Annotated in this window: 13 protein-coding genes and 1 pseudogene; 11 read left to right on the top strand and 3 right to left on the bottom strand. The window is 65.4% G+C overall.

From position 1 onward, the window contains the following. The first annotated feature begins 429 nt into the window (after nt 1-429). The 11 genes and pseudogenes from dnaN to ACTOWJ_RS27565 all read left to right on the top strand — a co-directional run bounded on the left by dnaN (nt 430) and on the right by ACTOWJ_RS27565 (nt 12,140). A complete protein-coding gene (dnaN, locus tag ACTOWJ_RS27615; protein WP_441337845.1) occupies nt 430-1,530 on the top strand; it encodes a DNA polymerase III subunit beta in 1,101 nt (366 codons plus the stop codon). 358 nt (nt 1,531-1,888) lie between these two features. After that, nucleotides 1,889-2,974 (top strand): DNA replication/repair protein RecF, encoded by a 1,086-nt coding sequence (gene recF, locus ACTOWJ_RS27610; RefSeq protein WP_441337844.1) that lies wholly within the window; start codon nt 1,889-1,891, stop codon nt 2,972-2,974. Nucleotides 2,975-3,366: 392 nt separating this feature from the next. Then, complete coding sequence (gene gyrB / locus ACTOWJ_RS27605) at nt 3,367-5,850, top strand: DNA topoisomerase (ATP-hydrolyzing) subunit B (RefSeq protein ID WP_441337843.1); 2,484 nt, start codon at nt 3,367-3,369, stop codon at nt 5,848-5,850. Nucleotides 5,851-6,033: 183 nt separating this feature from the next. Then, nucleotides 6,034-6,726: a CPBP family intramembrane glutamic endopeptidase gene (locus tag ACTOWJ_RS27600; RefSeq protein WP_441337842.1), complete on the top strand. Its 693-nt coding sequence runs from the start codon at nt 6,034-6,036 to the stop codon at nt 6,724-6,726. 76 nt (nt 6,727-6,802) lie between these two features. Further along, entirely contained in the window at nt 6,803-7,606 is an 804-nt protein-coding gene (locus tag ACTOWJ_RS27595; RefSeq protein ID WP_441337841.1) for a M48 family metallopeptidase, read from the top strand. Nucleotides 7,607-7,742: 136 nt separating this feature from the next. Then, on the top strand, nt 7,743-8,969 hold the full coding sequence (locus tag ACTOWJ_RS27590; RefSeq protein WP_441337840.1) for a tetratricopeptide repeat protein: 1,227 nt from the start codon (nt 7,743-7,745) through the stop codon (nt 8,967-8,969). 146 nt (nt 8,970-9,115) lie between these two features. Then, nucleotides 9,116-9,792 (top strand): annotated as a pseudogene (locus ACTOWJ_RS27585) (energy transducer TonB). 83 nt (nt 9,793-9,875) lie between these two features. After that, nucleotides 9,876-10,625 (top strand): MotA/TolQ/ExbB proton channel family protein, encoded by a 750-nt coding sequence (locus tag ACTOWJ_RS27580; RefSeq protein WP_441337839.1) that lies wholly within the window; start codon nt 9,876-9,878, stop codon nt 10,623-10,625. A gap of 41 nt (nt 10,626-10,666) precedes the next feature. Next, the gene (locus tag ACTOWJ_RS27575; protein WP_441337838.1) at nt 10,667-11,080 is read left to right on the top strand and encodes an ExbD/TolR family protein; all 414 of its coding nucleotides are present in this window, start codon (nt 10,667-10,669) and stop codon (nt 11,078-11,080) included. 15 nt (nt 11,081-11,095) lie between these two features. After that, nucleotides 11,096-11,509: an ExbD/TolR family protein gene (locus tag ACTOWJ_RS27570; RefSeq protein WP_441337837.1), complete on the top strand. Its 414-nt coding sequence runs from the start codon at nt 11,096-11,098 to the stop codon at nt 11,507-11,509. Between the two features lie 226 nt (nt 11,510-11,735). Continuing rightward, complete coding sequence (locus ACTOWJ_RS27565) at nt 11,736-12,140, top strand: ExbD/TolR family protein (RefSeq protein WP_441337836.1); 405 nt, start codon at nt 11,736-11,738, stop codon at nt 12,138-12,140. 360 nt (nt 12,141-12,500) lie between these two features. Here the strand turns inward: ACTOWJ_RS27565 and ACTOWJ_RS27560 are convergent, their stop codons facing one another. From ACTOWJ_RS27560 to cls, 3 genes are all read right to left on the bottom strand, one after another. After that, complete coding sequence (locus tag ACTOWJ_RS27560) at nt 12,501-13,256, bottom strand: pyridoxine 5'-phosphate synthase (protein ID WP_441337835.1); 756 nt, start codon at nt 13,254-13,256, stop codon at nt 12,501-12,503. A gap of 92 nt (nt 13,257-13,348) precedes the next feature. Continuing rightward, nucleotides 13,349-13,609 (bottom strand): hypothetical protein, encoded by a 261-nt coding sequence (locus ACTOWJ_RS27555; RefSeq protein ID WP_441337834.1) that lies wholly within the window; start codon nt 13,607-13,609, stop codon nt 13,349-13,351. Nucleotides 13,610-14,337: 728 nt separating this feature from the next. After that, entirely contained in the window at nt 14,338-15,774 is a 1,437-nt protein-coding gene (gene cls / locus ACTOWJ_RS27550; protein WP_441337833.1) for a cardiolipin synthase, read from the bottom strand. Nucleotides 15,775-15,790 lie beyond the last annotated feature (16 nt).

The following is a 15,790-nucleotide window of genomic DNA, read 5'->3' as shown; positions in this document are numbered from 1 at the left end:
GTTCTACCGCGCTTGCAGGCCGCGCTCATCAGTACTGAGATCGCAAGGCCGACAGCTGCAGGAACGGGGCGGAGGTGGCGGGTCGGATCCAACTCGTTCGGCGTCGGGCGCGGTGTTTTCGAGGTCGCACCGGGTCGATGGAATAAAGGTAATCCCTAAGTTACTGATGCGAAAGGCATAACTTGGGGGATGATATCCCTACAAACTGTGGATAAGTTCGAGGCCGCCACCAGGCGCCTAATTTATCCACAGGTTCTACCTGGCCCCCAGTGCCAGTTCTACCCGCTTTTGAAGTACCGAAAATCGCATGTAGATCAATGGTTTAAGCCAGTTCTCCAACGATTTTCGCCGCTCCACCGCCACTAAGCTTTTGATTTATACATCTCTTTAGTAATTGGGCTTGCGCCCACAGACGGCCAAGGGGTCCGCATGCGTTTCAGTCTGCAACGCGAAGTCTTTCTCAAGCCGTTGGCCCAAGTGGTCAATGTCGTCGAACGCCGGCAGACCTTGCCGGTCCTCGCCAACTTGCTGGTACAGGTCAAGGACGGGCAGCTTTCGCTGACCGGTACCGATCTGGAAGTCGAAATGATTTCCCGCGTTGCGGTGGACGATGCGAAGGACGGCGAAACCACGATTCCGGCGCGCAAGCTGTTCGAAATCATTCGCGCCCTGCCCGACGGCAGCAAAGTCACGGTCACTCAGGTGGCCGAGAAGATCACCGTCCAGGCCGGCCGTTCACGCTTCACCCTGGCCAGCCTGCCGGCGAACGACTTCCCGTCGATCGATGAGGTCGAAGCCACCGAGCGCGTGCGCGTGCCGGAAGCGGCCCTGAAGGAACTGATCGAACGCACCGCGTTCGCGATGGCCCAGCAGGATGTGCGCTATTACCTTAACGGCCTGCTGTTCGACCTGCGCGAAACCAGCCTGCGCTGCGTGGCCACCGACGGCCATCGTCTGGCGTTGTGCGAAGCGCCGTTCGAAGGCGGTTCGCAGACCAAGCGCCAGATCATCGTGCCGCGCAAGGGCGTGCAGGAACTGCAGCGCCTGCTCGAAGGCGGCGATCGCGAAGTCGAGCTGGAAATGGGCCGCGGCCACATCCGGATCAAGCGCGACGATGTCACCTTCACCAGCAAGCTCATCGACGGCCGTTTTCCGGATTACGAGGCGGTGATTCCGATCGGCGCCGACAAGGAAGTGCGGATCGAGCGCGAAGTGCTGCGCGCCTCGCTGCAGCGTGCGGCGATCCTGTCGAACGAGAAGTACCGCGGCGTGCGAATCGAAGTCACCCCGGGCCAGCTCAAGATCAGCGCGCACAACCCGGAACAGGAAGAAGCGCAGGAAGAAGTCGAAGCCGACACCAAGGTCGACGACCTGGCCGTGGGCTTCAACGTGAACTACTTGCTGGACGCCCTCACCGCGTTGCGCGACGAGCACGTGGTGATCGCCCTGCGCGACGCCAACTCCTCGGCCCTGGTGCGTGAGGCGTCGAACGAACGTTGCCGCCATGTGGTGATGCCGCTGCGCCTCTGACCCAGCGCCGAACCGGCTTGGTTCCACGTGGAACATGAAACGCCCGGCCGATGCCGGGCGTTTTTGTTTGTCCGAACCTCGATGCAATTCGTTCGCCCCCTGTAGGAGCGGCGCGAGCCGCGATCAACCGAAGCGATTGATATCTCCGCCCCCCTCCGAAGAGGTTCACCGGCGATCACAGGGGCCCACTACCAGTGCGGTTTATGGGCTTCGGAACCAACGCTTTCTAACATCGCTTCGGTGTATCGCGGCTCGCGCCGCTCCTAGAGGGGCGAACGAAGCTTTGCCGCGAACAGCGAGAAGTGTTGATAGGGCCCTACCCAGCCGCCCTCTCCCCTGAATCTGCGATCATTCCACCATGCACGTAACCCGCCTGGACGCCCGCGGTCTCCGCCGGTTCGCCGAAGTGAGCTTGTTGCCGGCGCCCGGGATCAATCTGATCACAGGCAACAACGGCGCGGGCAAGACCAGCCTGCTCGAAGCCCTGCATCTGATGGCCTATGGCCGCAGTTTCCGCGGACGGGTTCGCGATGGCCTGGTCCGCGCGGGCGATCCCGCTCTGGAAATCTTCGTCGAATGGCAGGAGGCGCGGCGCGATCAGCGCCGCAAGGCCGGGCTGCGCCACAGCGGTCAGGACTGGGTCGGGCGGCTCGATGGCGCGGCCGTGTCCCAGCTCGGTGAGCTGTGTGCGGCGCTGGCCGTGGTCAGTTTCGAACCCGGCAGCCATTCCCTGATCACCGGCGCGGCGGAGATCCGGCGGCGCTACCTCGATTGGGGGCTGTTCCACGTGGAACATGACTTCACGCCGCTGTGGCGTCGGTACACGCGGGCACTGAAACAGCGCAATGCCCTGCTCAAAGCGCGGGCGCGCGATGGGCAGATCGATGCCTGGGACCGGGAGCTCGCCGAATCCGGCGAGCCGCTGAGCCGCCGCCGCCAGCAGTATCTCGATGAGCTGCAGCCCCGATTCGCCGCGTTGGCCGCGGAGCTGGCGCCCGCGCTGGGCGAGGTGCGGCTTGATTACCTCCCGGGCTGGCGCCGCGACGAGTTTCCCTTGGCCGATGCGCTGCTGCTGGCGCGCGATCGCGATCAGCTGGCCGGCTACACCTCGGTCGGACCGCATCGGGCCGACTGGCGCATCGGGTTCGGGGGGATTCCAGGGCGCGATGCCCTCTCGCGCGGCCAGGCCAAGCTGACCGCACTGTCGGCGTTGCTGGCCCAGGCCGAGCACCACGCCGCCATCCGCGGCGAATGGCCGGTGGTGGCGTTGGACGATTTGGCTTCGGAGCTGGATCGGAATCACCAGGAGCGGGTGCTGCAGCGGTTGCTGGCTTCAGGGGCGCAGGTGTTCATCACCGGGACGGAGGCGCCGCCGGCTTTGGCGGGGATCCAGGTCGAGGTGAGTAGGTTCCACGTGGAACATGGGGAGTTGCGGCCTTTGTAGGGCTGATCGGGCGCGCGGCGCTTTGATCGACTAACGGCCGGAGCTACGGAGCGCTCACCGGGCGATGTCGTTGGTGCTGTGGCGTGGTCGCGGCTTGCGCCGCTCCTACAGGGGCTACTGTTCCACGTGGAACATTGGGCCGGCGTGGTTTAAAAGTGGCTTGGGCGGCCCCATCGCATACGCTCCCAATGAACGCTGGCGGCGGTTTCCACCGCGTTCCGCGGCCGGGGCGGTCTGGATCCGCTCCGTCGGCCGCTGCGGCGCTCCCACGCCTCGCCAGAGGGCTCGGGGCGGCAGCCCCTCCCGCCTGCTATACTTCAATCACTTCATTATGTGTCTCGACGCGCCCGGCGGCCCCGCCGGAGCCCGCGTCGTCGGAGCCTGTTGACGCAATGACCAACCGTGAGAACGACCCCTCGACAGAATCGGCCACCGGTTCGACCCCGCCGCAAAGCGCGCAAACCCCGCAGACCTACGACTCGAGCAAGATCACCGTCTTGCGCGGGCTTGAGGCTGTGCGCAAGCGCCCAGGCATGTACATCGGCGATGTCCACGACGGCACCGGCCTGCATCACATGGTCTTCGAGGTGGTCGACAACGCGATCGACGAGGCCCTCGCCGGCCACGCCGACGATGTGGTCGTGACCTTGCACGAAGACGGTTCGGTCTCGTGCTACGACAACGGTCGCGGTATCCCGGTCGACATCCACAAGGAAGAAGGCGTGTCCGCGGCCGAGGTGATCCTCACCGTGCTGCATGCCGGCGGCAAGTTCGACGACAACAGCTACAAAGTTTCCGGCGGCTTGCATGGCGTGGGCGTGTCGGTGGTCAACGCACTGTCCGAGCACTTGTGGCTCAACATCTGGCGCGACGGCTTCCATCACCAGCAGGAATACGCGCTGGGTGAGCCGATCTATCCGCTGAAGCAGCTGGAAGCCTCGACCAAGCGCGGCACCCTGCTGCGCTTCAAGCCGGCGGTGGAAATCTTCACCGACGTCGAGTTCCACTACGACATCCTGGCCAAGCGCTTGCGCGAGCTGTCGTTCCTCAATTCCGGCGTCAAGATCACTCTGGTCGACGAGCGCGGCGAAGGCCGCCGCGATCTGTTCCAGTACGAAGGCGGCATCCGCTCCTTCGTCGAGCATCTGGCCCAGCTCAAGACGCCGCTGCACCCGAACGTGATTTCGGTGTCGGGCGAGATGAACGGCATCACCGTCGACGTGGCGTTGCAGTGGACCGATTCCTATCAGGAAACGATGTTCTGCTTCACCAACAACATTCCGCAGAAAGACGGCGGCACCCACCTGATCGGTTTCCGCGCTGCGCTGACCCGCACGCTGGCCAGCTACATCGAGAAGAGCGGCGCGGCCAAGCAGTCCAAGATCGCGCTCTCGGGCGAGGACATGCGCGAAGGCATGATCGCGGTGCTGTCGGTGAAGGTGCCGGACCCGAGCTTTTCCTCGCAGACCAAGGAAAAACTGGTCAGTTCCGAGGTCAGGCCGGTCGTTGAGAACACGTTCGGTACACGTTTGGAGGAGTTCCTGCAGGAACACCCCAATGAAGCGCGTGCGATCACCAGCAAGATCATCGAAGCGGCCACCGCGCGCGAGGCCGCGCGCAAAGCGCGCGACCTGACTCGCCGCAAGGGCGCGCTCGACATCGCCGGCCTGCCCGGCAAGCTCGCCGACTGCCAGGAGAAAGACCCGGCCAAGTCCGAACTGTTCATCGTCGAGGGCGACTCCGCAGGCGGCTCGGCCAAGCAGGGCCGCAACCGCAAGACCCAGGCGATCCTGCCGCTCAAGGGCAAGATCCTCAACGTCGAACGCGCGCGCTTCGACCGCATGCTCGGCAGCGCCGAAGTCGGCACCCTGATCACTGCGCTCGGCACCGGCATCGGCAAGGACGAGTACAACCCGGACAAGCTGCGCTACCACCGCATCATCCTGATGACCGACGCCGACGTCGACGGCTCGCACATCCGCACCTTGTTGCTGACGTTCTTCTATCGGCAGATGCCGGAGCTGATCGAGCGCGGCCACATCTACATCGGTCTGCCGCCGCTGTACAAGATCAAGCAAGGCAAGAACGAGATCTACCTCAAGGACGATGCGGCGTTGGATCAGTACCTGGCCAACAACGCGGTCGAAGGCGCGGGGTTGATTCCGGCGACGGGCGAGCCGCCGATCGAGGGCGCGGCGTTGGAGAAGTTGCTGCTGGCTTATGCCGGCGCCCGCGAAACCATCGCCCGCAACGCGCACCGTTACGATCCCAACGTGCTGCAGGCGCTGATCGATTTCACTCCGCTCGACACCGAACACCTGCTCAAGAACATCGACGAGCGGCATGAGCTCGATGCCTTGGAAAAGCGCCTCAACCAGACCGGTCTGGGCAAGCCGCGTTATGCGCTGCAACTGCATCCGGCCAACGAAACCCGTCAGGCTGCGTTGCTGGTCACGCGTTCGCACATGGGCCAGCAACTGACCCAGGTGCTGCCGTTGTCGGCGTTCGAAGGCGGCGAGCTGCGTTCGCTGCGCGAAGCGGCGGCGCAACTGCACGGCCTGATCCGCGACGGCGCGCAGATCATCCGCGGCAACCGCGCCCAGCCGGTGGTGAGCTTCGCTCAGGCGCAGGCCTGGTTGCTCGAGGAAGCCAAGAAAGGCCGCGCGATCCAGCGCTTCAAGGGCCTGGGCGAAATGAATCCCGAGCAGCTGTGGGACACCACGGTCAATCCCGAAACCCGCCGCCTGCTGCAGGTGCGGATCGAGGACGCGGTGGCCGCCGATCAGATCTTCAGCACCCTGATGGGCGACGTGGTCGAACCGCGCCGCGAGTTCATCGAGGACAACGCGCTGAAGGTGGCCAATCTCGACGTCTGAGTCCCCTACGGGGATTCGTCGCCCGGACCGGCTCACGCCGAGCCGGGCGAGCGCGGCGTCGCTGCCGGCGCGCTCGCGCATCGCGCACTCGCATCGCAGACGCCATCCACGCACACCTCGCGTCCGCGTTCGTCGCAGCCGCCGGTCTCGGCCCTCGCCGCAGTCGCCGGTTTCTTCATCGACTTGCTGTTATCGCTCGCCCTGCTCGGCGGCCTGTCGGTCGCCGCCATCGCGGCGTGGGCGTTCGTGCAAGGTGTGCGCGGCGTCGCGCCCGCGCAAACCGGGCCGAGTTTGCCCACGACGGTCGCAATCAGCCTGGTCGCGACCGCGATCAGCGCGCTGATCGTCTACTACTTTCGTCGAAGTGCGAACGCAGTCGAACGGCGCGAATCGTGGCGCGCGCTGTGGCGTCCGTCGAGTTGGGCTTGGGTCGCGCTGAGCGTGTTCGTGTGCACCGGTTACAGCGCATTGATCCACACTTTCGCGCAAGGCGCGAACATCGATCTCACACCGACCAATCAAGTCTTCGCACAGATCGTCGCCGATCATCCGATCGTGGTGGTGGCGTTCGCCGTGCTCATCGCGCCGGCGTACGAGGAACTGCTGTTTCGCCGCGTGCTGTTCGGGCGTTTGTGGGCCGCGGGCCGGCCGTGGCTGGGCCTGGCCCTGAGTTCGCTCGCCTTCGCCTGGGTTCACGAGCCGCCCGGGCTGGGCGCCACCCAGGGCTGGGGCATGGTGCTGTTGTGGTCGGTGTACGCGGCGATGGGGGCCTCGTTCGCCTGGATCTACCGCCGCACCGGCAGCCTGTGGACCGCTTATCTGGCCCATGCCGGCAATAATCTGATCGCCTGCCTGGCGTTGCTGGCCGGGCCATGAAGGCCGGGACGGCAATTGACGATTCGTTAATCCTGGCCGGGCTACAAGGTTGGCAACGCTACGGGGAAAGCTTGCGATGAAACGCCTTCTGCTCGGACTGACGATCGCCGCGGTCGCCGCCGCCTGCGCCACCACGACCTCGCCGACCGGGCGCACTCAGCGCGTGGGCGCGATCTCCCAGACCCAGCTCGACCAGATGGGCGCGAAGGCCTTCGACGACGCCAAGAGCAAGCAACGCCTGAGTACCGACTCGCGCCAGAACGCCTACGTGCGCTGCGTGGTCAACTCGATCACTCGCGAACTGCCGCAAGGCTGGCAGGCCAATTGGGAGGTCGCGGTGTTCGTCGACGATTCGCCCAACGCCTTTGCGCTGCCGGGTGGAAAGGTGGGCGTGAACACCGGGATTTTCACTGCGGCCAAGAACCAGGACCAGCTGGCGGCGGTGATTTCGCACGAGATCGGCCACGTGGTTTCGCGCCATCACGATGAGCGCATCACCCGCCAGATGAGCAGCCAGGTCGCGCTCAACATCCTCGGCAGCCTGATGGGCGCGCGTTACGGTGAGGGCGCGGCCAGCGCGACCAGCCAGCTCGGCGGCGCCGCGCTGCAGACCGCGTTCCTGCTGCCGGGCTCGCGCACCCAGGAAAGCGAGGCCGATGTGGTCGGCCAGCGGCTCATGGCCCAGGCTGGTTACGACCCGCGCCAGGCAGTGAATCTGTGGCAGAACATGATCTCCGCGAGCAGCTCGCGGCCGCCGCAATGGCTGTCCACCCACCCCGATCCGCAGGCCCGAATCCAGGAGCTCGGCGCCCGCGCCGGCTCGCTGATGCCGGTCTACGAGCAAGCCCGCGCCGGCGGCCGTACGCCCAAGTGTGGATAACACTGAACGTGAAAAGGGTGTGCAGACCCGTATCGCGCCGCCCCAGGTTTCTGTTAGGTTGGCGGCCCCTTGGCCTTGCGCCGTTCCCGCCGCGAGGCCTCTGGTCTGCGGCTGCTGAGCTCTTTGAGGTGAGTCCATGAACAAGCAACCCACCCGCCATAGCACCCTGCTCGCCGCCGCCATCGGTGCGGTGCTGGTGTTCGGCGCTGTCACGCAAGTCAACGCCCAGGGCGCCCAGGGCGCGGCCGACCGCGCCGCCGAGCGCCGCGCCGCCAAGAACAACAAGGGCGGCTCGTCCAAGCCGGCCGAGAACCAGTACCCCAACGCGACGCGCACCTCGCCCGACGCCAAGGCCTCGTCCAAGGGCGGCAGCAAGCTGCAGAAGATGATGGACGCCTTCGACAAGGAGAAGACGGCCGACGCGCGCGCCCAGGCCGACGCGATCATCGCCGACGCCGCGTTGAACGCGTACGAGCGCTCCTTCGCCGCGCAGATCGGCTTCCAGGTCGCCTACGACGCCGACGACAACAAGGCCGCGATGGAGTACCTGAAGAAGGCCATCGAGATCGGCGGCCTGGACAACAACAGCCATTTCGACCGCATGTTCGTGCTGGCCCAGCTGCAGTTGCAGGAAGACCAGTACGCCGAGTCGCTGGCGACCATGGACCGTTTCCTCAGCGAGTCCAAGAGCACCAAGCCCGAGCACCTGATCGTCAAGGGCAACGCGCTGTACCGTCTGGAGCGCTATCCGGAGGCCGCCAAGGTCATCAAGGAAGCCGTCGACGCTTCGCCCGAGCCCAAGGCCGAGTGGCAGCAGTTGCTGATGGCCACGTATGTCGAAAACAACCAGGGCGCCGAAGCGGCCAAGGTCGCCGAAGCCATCGCTGCCAAGTCGCCCAACGACAAGCGCGCGCAGATGAACGTCGCCGCGGTCTACTCGCAGTCCGACATGCTCGACAAGGCCGCCACGGTGCTCGAGAAGGTTCGCGCCTCCGGTCAGTTCACCGACGACAAGGACTACCGCCAGCTCTACTCCACCTACCTGAACCTGGACGGCAAGGAAAAGGAAGCGGCGGGCGTGATCAACGAGGGCCTGGAAAAGGGCGTCCTCAAGCCGGACTACCAGGCCTACGTCGCGCTGGCGCAGTCTTACTACTTCTCCGATCAGACCGCCAAGTCGATCGACGCGTACAAGAAAGCGGCTCCACTCGCACCCGATGGTGAGACCTATCTCAACCTCGCCCGTGTACTGTGGCAGGAAGACCGCATCCCCGAGGCCAAGGAAGCTGCCCAGCAGGCGATCGCAAAGGGTGTTAAGAAACCCGACGACGCCAAGAAAATTCTTGCGCTGAAAGGTAAGTAATTTCAGCGTTAAGAGACTAACCGCGCTTGGAACCTGTGACGCGGTTTGGTATATGCTAGGAGGTTCCCGCGACTGGAAACGGTTGCAGGAACCGAACGATGGCCCGAGGCGCCCCGGCGTCCGGAAACACCTCCTGAGCTGACGGCATGACGCAAGACCTCGAACTCCAAGTTAGGAATGATGACGACCGCGAAGGTTTGAACTGGGCACGTATTGCCGGTATCTCCTGCGCGATCGCCGTGCATGCCGCGGCGCTCCTGCTGTTGCTGGCCCCGATGACTCCGCCCGCTCAGCAGCAGGATCAGGAGGAGACGGTGATGGTCAACATCATCAAGCCGCCGCCGCCGCCGCCCCCCCGCCGCCGCCGCCGCCGGAACCGCCCAAGGAGCTCAAACAGCCTCCGAAGGAACTGTCTCCGCCCCGCCCGACCCCGACGCCGCCGCCGCCGGAACAGCCGCCGATCGAGAACCTCGATCCGAGCCCGATCGATCCGCCCGCGCCGCCGCCGGCTCCGCCGTCGCCGCCGTCCGCCGCCAGCGATATCAACTCGGGCGTCGATCCGTCTTCGCGCCGCCTGAACCCGCCTAAGTACCCGCCGACCGAAGCCCGTCAGGGCGTGGGCGGTACCGTAGTCCTCGTGATCAGCATCGACGCCCAGGGCAACGTGCTGGACGTGCAGGTCGAAAAGTCCAGCCGTAACCGCAATCTGGACCGCGCGGCCATGGATGCCGCACGCAAGTGGCGCTTCAATCCGGAAATTCGCAACGGTCAGCCGGTCGCCAGCCGCGTCCGAGTGCCCGTCGATTTCGTCCCGCCGACCTGATCGGGGTCGGTTGGACAGTTGTCCGCCTCAAAGCTCTTACGTAAGACCTTCTTTCCTTTCCACGACATTCAAAGGTAAGCGTCATGCTGCAGCAAACCACCACCGCCGCCGCCGGAGGCTCCAACGCTGAAGCGCTTCAGCAGATGAGCTTTTCGCATCTGTTGCAGAACTTCGACCTCGTCGGCTGGATCGTGTTCATCACGCTCACGCTGATGTCGGTTCTGTCGGTCTATTGGATCGTCATCAATTTCGTCAAGAATCTGCGCCTGCGCGGCTCTTCCGACCGCGTCGTCAGCACGTTCTGGGAAACCCCGAACGCTCAGGACGCGATCCGCTACATGGAAGAACAGTCGCGTAGCGAGCCGTTCTCCAAGATCGCTCTCGACGCCGCTCAGGCCGCCGCTCACCACCAGCGCCACGAAGGTTCGCGCCTGGTCGAGTCGCTGAACCGCTCCGAGTTCGTCGATCGCGCCCTGCGTCAGGCCGTGACCCGCGAGAGCTCGCGTCTGGAAGCCGGTCTGACCGTGCTCGCCACCGTCGGTTCGACCGCGCCGTTCGTCGGTCTGCTCGGCACCGTGTGGGGCATTTACCACGCCCTGCTGCGCCTGGGCGCCAGCGGCGAGTCCTCGATTCAGGCCGTTGCCGGCCCGGTCGGCGAGGCGCTGATCATGACCGCGATCGGTCTGTTCGTCGCGATCCCGGCGGTGTTGGCGTACAACTTCTTCGTCCGCCTGAACCGCGTCACGAACAACAAGTTCGACACCTTCGCGCACGACCTGCACGACTTCTTCGCCACCGGCTCGCGCGTCGGCGAAGTGGCGAGCAAGCGCTAAGCAACACACGCCTTCACTTTTAGCGTAGTTGGAGTTCGGACATGGCCTTCAGTACAGGCAACGACAACGGCCCGATGGCTACCATCAACGTCACGCCCCTGGTGGACGTGATGCTGGTGCTGTTGATCATCTTCATGATCACCGCACCGCTGATGACCCATAAGGTCGAAATCAAGCTGCCCGAAGCCACTCTCGCCAAGACAGAGGTGGAGGCGAAAACGCCGCCGATCACGCTGGCGATTCAGGAAAGCGGCTCGATCTTCTGGAACGACGAGCCGGTGACCTTGGACCAGTTGGAAAGCCGTTTGTCGGTGGAAGCGCAGAAAACGCCGCAGCCGCAGATCAACGTCCGTGGCGACCGCACCGCGAAGTACAAGCTGGTGAACAACGTGGTGACCCTTGCGCAGCGTCAAGGCATGCGCAAGGTCGGCTTCGTCGCGATCAAAGAACGTTAATCGGGGACCGCAGATATGGCTTTCAGCAACAACTCCGATAGCGGCGCGATCTCCGACATCAACGTGACCCCGCTGGTCGACGTGCTGTTGGTGCTGCTGATCATCTTCATGGTCACGGCGCCGACGGTGTCCTACCCGATCGACGTCAACCTGCCGCAACCGACGTTGAACCCACCGCCCGTACCGCAGGAACCGCCGCCGCCGATCACGCTGCGGATCGATGCCACGGGCCAGGTGTTCTGGAACAACAACCCCACGCCGTTGACGGCGATCCCGGGGATGATGAAGGAAACGGTTCAACGCGATCCCACCAATCAACCTCTGCTAGAAATCGACACCAACGAAGACGCCGAATACGGCATCCTCGCCAAGGTGCTGGCTTACGCCAAAAACGCAGACATGAAAAAGATCGGTTTCGTCCAGAAGTAATTCCGTCCGAAACCGACGCTTACCGTCGTGAGAACGCCGCCCTCAGGGGCGGCGTTTTTTTTGGCGCTGGTGAGGCAGCGCTTCGGTGCCAAACCGCATCCACGCGCTCGCGTGTCGGCACGGCCGGGCCGGCTCGAGTCGGACCGGGCAAATGTGACCGCTTGCGCCCGGGACCGTGACGGGCTTAACGTAAAAGCGGGCATCCCGCCCAAGGATGGAGGTGCTTATGGCCGGCTCCGCGTACTCCGCATCCACGTACTCCGCCAACCCCACGGTGGCCGAGATCAACGTCACTCCGCTGGTCGATGTGATGTTGGTCTTGCTGATCATCTTCATGGTGACTGCGCCGGCGTTGACCGGGAATCTCAATCTCACTCTGCCCGTGCCAGGACCGAACACGGCTAAGCAGCCGCCTCGCGTCGAATTGATGGTCCAGCAGGACGGCAGTTTCCAACTCGATGGCCAGTCGCTGACGGCCGGCGAATTGCCGGCGGCGCTCAAATCCATCGTCCGTGCGCAGCCCGATACGATCGTCGAGGTCGGCGCCAACGCCGATGCCGATTACCAGGGCTTCGCGCATGCGCTGTCGGCCGCGCAGGAAAGCGGCGTGCGCAATATCTCGACGCGCTGATCGCAATTCGATTACGCGCGGGCTTGGGTTATGGCGAATCGATAGCGACGGAAAGCGGCTGCTACCTGCAGCCGTTCTTCGCTCGCGGTGTTTAGCGGCGCACGAGAAATTTCCGACGTACAGCGTCCCTACCAGTCGTCATTCCCGAGAAGGCGGGAATCCAGGACCTTTTGAGCGAAAGCCCACGAAGTCTCGCAGGTCGGAATCCGACCAGGACCGCGCAGGATATTCTTTGCCGTGAAGCCTGTGCTTGTGCACGTTTATGCTTCTCGCGCGAAAGGCCCTGGATTCCCGCTTTCGCGGAAATGAGGAGACGGGACATTCGTAGCGAGGGCTGATCGCCTCGACGGCGCAAACACTTCAACGCCCGTTAGCGATCACCTGCAAATACCCGCGCACCGTCGCATCCAGGCCTTCGTACAAGGCCTCGCTGATCAGCGCGTGGCCAATCGAGACTTCGAGCACGTCCGGCACGCCGCGCAGGAATGCGCCGAGATTAGCGTGGCTCAGATCGTGGCCCGCGTTGACGCCCAGACCCACGGCCTGGGCACGGCGGGCGGCGTCGGCGAACAAGGCCAGCGCCGCGTCGGCGCGGCCTTCGGCGAACGCCTCGGCATACGGGCCGGTGTACAGCTCGACCCGCTGCGCGCCCAGTTCCGCCGCGCGTTCGATGCCCTCGCGGTCGGCGTCGGCGAAGACGCTGACCCGGCAACCCAGTTCGCGCAGTTCGGCGATGCGCAGGCGCAGACGCTGCGCATCGCGCTCAAAATCGAAGCCGTGGTCGGAAGTCAGCTGGTCGTCGCCGTCGGGCACCAGCGTGGCTTGCGCGGGCCGCGCCAGCCGGCACAGTTCCAACAGGCCCGGATACCCCGCGCGCGGCGGCGCGAACGGATTGCCTTCGATGTTGAACTCGACGCCGCGCGCATGGGCGAACTCGGCGAGCGCGAGTACGTCGTAGTCGCGAATATGACGCGCGTCGGGACGCGGATGCACGGTGATGCCGTGTGCGCCCGCATCCAGGCAGGCGCGCGCGGCGCGCAGCACATCGGGTTCGCCGCCGCCGCGCGAATTGCGCAGCACGGCGATCTTGTTGACGTTGACACTCAGGGCGGTCATGGCGAAAGCCTAGCGCGCCGCGCGAGTGACGGCGAGTGCGCAGTGTGGCTGCGCGTGGATGACGAGCGCCGGCGGCGACGCCGCCGGACGGATCAGCGCTGCGGCGGCTCGGACTGATTGGCGGCGAGCTTGCGCGCTTCGGCTTCCTCGCGCAGGCGGCGCAGTTCGACCGGATCGATGATGTACGAGACGTCGCGGCTGGTGTTGTCCAGACGCCGCGCCAACAGGCTCATCACGCCGGCGACCATCAGGCCGAGCGCGGCCAGCAGGCCGACGGCCATCAACGCGGGCGAGGTGGTCTTGAGCGCCAGCGCGAACGCGGCGATGGCCAGCAGCAGATAAACCCAAGGCATTGCGGCGTGCTCCCTGACGAATTCGAAATCCCGTATCCGACCCGTTCCGCGCGGTGCGGAGCGAAGGCCGTGGGCCGTGGGCCTCGGCGGGCCCGGGTCGAGTGTAGCGCGGGCCGGTGACCGCGACAGCTAGGGCGGGCCCTGGCTGCGACCGGCGGCACATAGCCGTGCGCCCGCGGCGCCAGCGGGCGGGGCAACGGCCCCCGAAGCTGCCCGGAGCGGCCTGTGGCGAACCGTGGCGGTATCCGGTCCGTACCGGCTCGCATCGCTACCCACGCCGTAACTGCGGTGTCGCGGTCGCAGCTTGCGCAGCTCCTACAAACCGCCTCCGAGCCACCGGATAGCCCCTGTAGGAGCGGCGCGAGCCGCGACCACGTTGCATCGACCTCGCGACGTGACCACGCCGCAGTCGCGGTGTCGCGGTCGCAGCTTGCGCAGCTTCTACAAACCGCCTCCGAGGCACCGGATAGCCCCTGTAGGAGCGGCGCGAGCCGCGACCACGTTGTATCGACCTCGCGACGCGGCCACGCCGCAGTCGCGGTGTCGCGGTCGCAGCTTGCGCAGCTCCTACAAACCGCCTCCGAGGCACCGGATAGCCCCTGTAGGAGCGGCGCGAGCCGCGACCACGTTGCATCGACCTAGCGCCGCAACCTAAGCCGTAGCCGTGATGCAGCGGTCGCAGGTCGGATCGCCCGCCATGCGTACCGGCCCGGCCGGCGGAAACTGGTCTACAGCAACGGCGAAACCAGCCGCGCCAAAGCTTCGGGCAAGCGCGAGCGCCACAGCGAGCGCTCGCGGTCGCCACGCACCCGCGGCGCGCGCGAGCATTCCTGTTCGATCAAGGCGGCCAGCTCGCCCCCCAGCCTGGCGTTGTAGAACATCACCGAGATCTCGAAGTTCAAGCGGAAACTGCGGTGATCGAAATTGGCGCTGCCGATGATCGCCATTTCGTCGTCGCATAGCAGCGCCTTGGTGTGCAGCATGCGCGGGCCGTACTCGTGGATCTTGACCCCGGCTTCGAGCAGCTCGTCGAAATACGAACGCGCCGCATAGGTGACCAGACGGCTGTCGCTGAGCCGCGGCACCAGCAGGCGCACGTCCAGGCCGCCGAGCGCGGCCGAGGTCAGCGCCATGCGTGCGGCTTCGCCGGGGACGAAATACGGGGTGACCAGCCACACCCGGCGGCGCGCGGCGTGGATGGCGCCCACGTGCACGCGATGGATCGCTTCCCAGCCCGAATCCGGGCCGGAGCTGACCACTTGCGCGGCGATCGCGCCCGGGTGCGGCGCCGGGTGGATCTGCCGGATCGGCGGCTGGCCGGTGGCGTAGCACCAGTCCTCGATGAACACCAGTTCCAGCTCGCGCACCACATCGCCTTCCAGGCGCAGATGCAGGTCGCGGTAGGCGTCCTTGCGCAGACGCTCATCTTCCTCGTCGGTGATGTTGATGCCGCCGGTGTAGCCGACCTTGCCGTCGATCACCACGATCTTGCGGTGCGTGCGCAGGTTCAACCACGGCCGCCGCCAGAACCAGCGCAGCTTCATCGGATGGAACCACGCCACTTCCGCGCCGGCCTCGATCAGCGGCCGGATGAAGCGGCTGGACGTGGAGCCCGAACCGACCGCATCGAGCAGCAGCCGCACCTTGACTCCGGCGCGCGCGCGTTCGATCAGCGCATCGCGCAGCGCGGTGCCGGTGCGGTCGGGTTGATAGATGTAGTACTCCAGATGGATGTGCTCGCGCGCCTGGGCGATATCGGCCAGCAGCGCGGTGTACTTGGCGCCGCCGTCGATCAGCAGGCGCGCGTCGGTGGCGGTGGTCGGCGGTAGGCCAGTGGTGGCCTGGCCCAGCTTGGCAAGTTCAATGGCTTCCTGCGACGGAGTCAGGCCCGGCGGCGGCGGCGGCAGCGCGGCGCGCGCGCGCACCCGGCGCAGGCGCTGGCGATGGATGCGCTGCGGGCCGAAGAAGTAGTAGATGAAGAAGCCGATGTAAGGCAGCGCGGCCAGGCTGACCAGCCAACTGATGGTCGCCACCGGCTCGCGCTTCTGCAGCACGATCCACAGGCCCAGCCAGATCAGATAGAACATCCAGCCCGCGGTGAGATACAGGCTCAGATGGGGAATGCGGATCAGATCCTGCCACAGCTGGGACAGCGATTCGGGCACGTCGGAGCTCCAGAGG

Source organism: Lysobacter sp. CA199 (assembly GCF_052078715.1).
In the GTDB taxonomy this organism is placed as follows: Bacteria; Pseudomonadota; Gammaproteobacteria; order Xanthomonadales; family Xanthomonadaceae; genus Lysobacter.
Note: the sequence above shows the minus strand (reverse complement) of the source record. Positions and strands in the feature narration are given on the sequence as shown.

What these genes read in the sequence shown, in the direction of transcription:
- gyrB (WP_441337843.1), top strand. Translation starts at nt 3,367, where the DNA reads ATGACCAACCGTGAGAACGACCCCTCGACAGAATCGGCCACCGGTTCG.
- ACTOWJ_RS27580 (WP_441337839.1), top strand. Translation starts at nt 9,876, where the DNA reads ATGCTGCAGCAAACCACCACCGCCGCCGCCGGAGGCTCCAACGCTGAA.
- ACTOWJ_RS27560 (WP_441337835.1), bottom strand. Translation starts at nt 13,256, where the DNA reads ATGACCGCCCTGAGTGTCAACGTCAACAAGATCGCCGTGCTGCGCAAT.
- ACTOWJ_RS27575 (WP_441337838.1), top strand. Translation starts at nt 10,667, where the DNA reads ATGGCCTTCAGTACAGGCAACGACAACGGCCCGATGGCTACCATCAAC.
- ACTOWJ_RS27565 (WP_441337836.1), top strand. Translation starts at nt 11,736, where the DNA reads ATGGCCGGCTCCGCGTACTCCGCATCCACGTACTCCGCCAACCCCACG.
- recF (WP_441337844.1), top strand. Translation starts at nt 1,889, where the DNA reads ATGCACGTAACCCGCCTGGACGCCCGCGGTCTCCGCCGGTTCGCCGAA.
- ACTOWJ_RS27590 (WP_441337840.1), top strand. Translation starts at nt 7,743, where the DNA reads ATGAACAAGCAACCCACCCGCCATAGCACCCTGCTCGCCGCCGCCATC.
- dnaN (WP_441337845.1), top strand. Translation starts at nt 430, where the DNA reads ATGCGTTTCAGTCTGCAACGCGAAGTCTTTCTCAAGCCGTTGGCCCAA.
- ACTOWJ_RS27555 (WP_441337834.1), bottom strand. Translation starts at nt 13,609, where the DNA reads ATGCCTTGGGTTTATCTGCTGCTGGCCATCGCCGCGTTCGCGCTGGCG.
- ACTOWJ_RS27570 (WP_441337837.1), top strand. Translation starts at nt 11,096, where the DNA reads ATGGCTTTCAGCAACAACTCCGATAGCGGCGCGATCTCCGACATCAAC.
- ACTOWJ_RS27595 (WP_441337841.1), top strand. Translation starts at nt 6,803, where the DNA reads ATGAAACGCCTTCTGCTCGGACTGACGATCGCCGCGGTCGCCGCCGCC.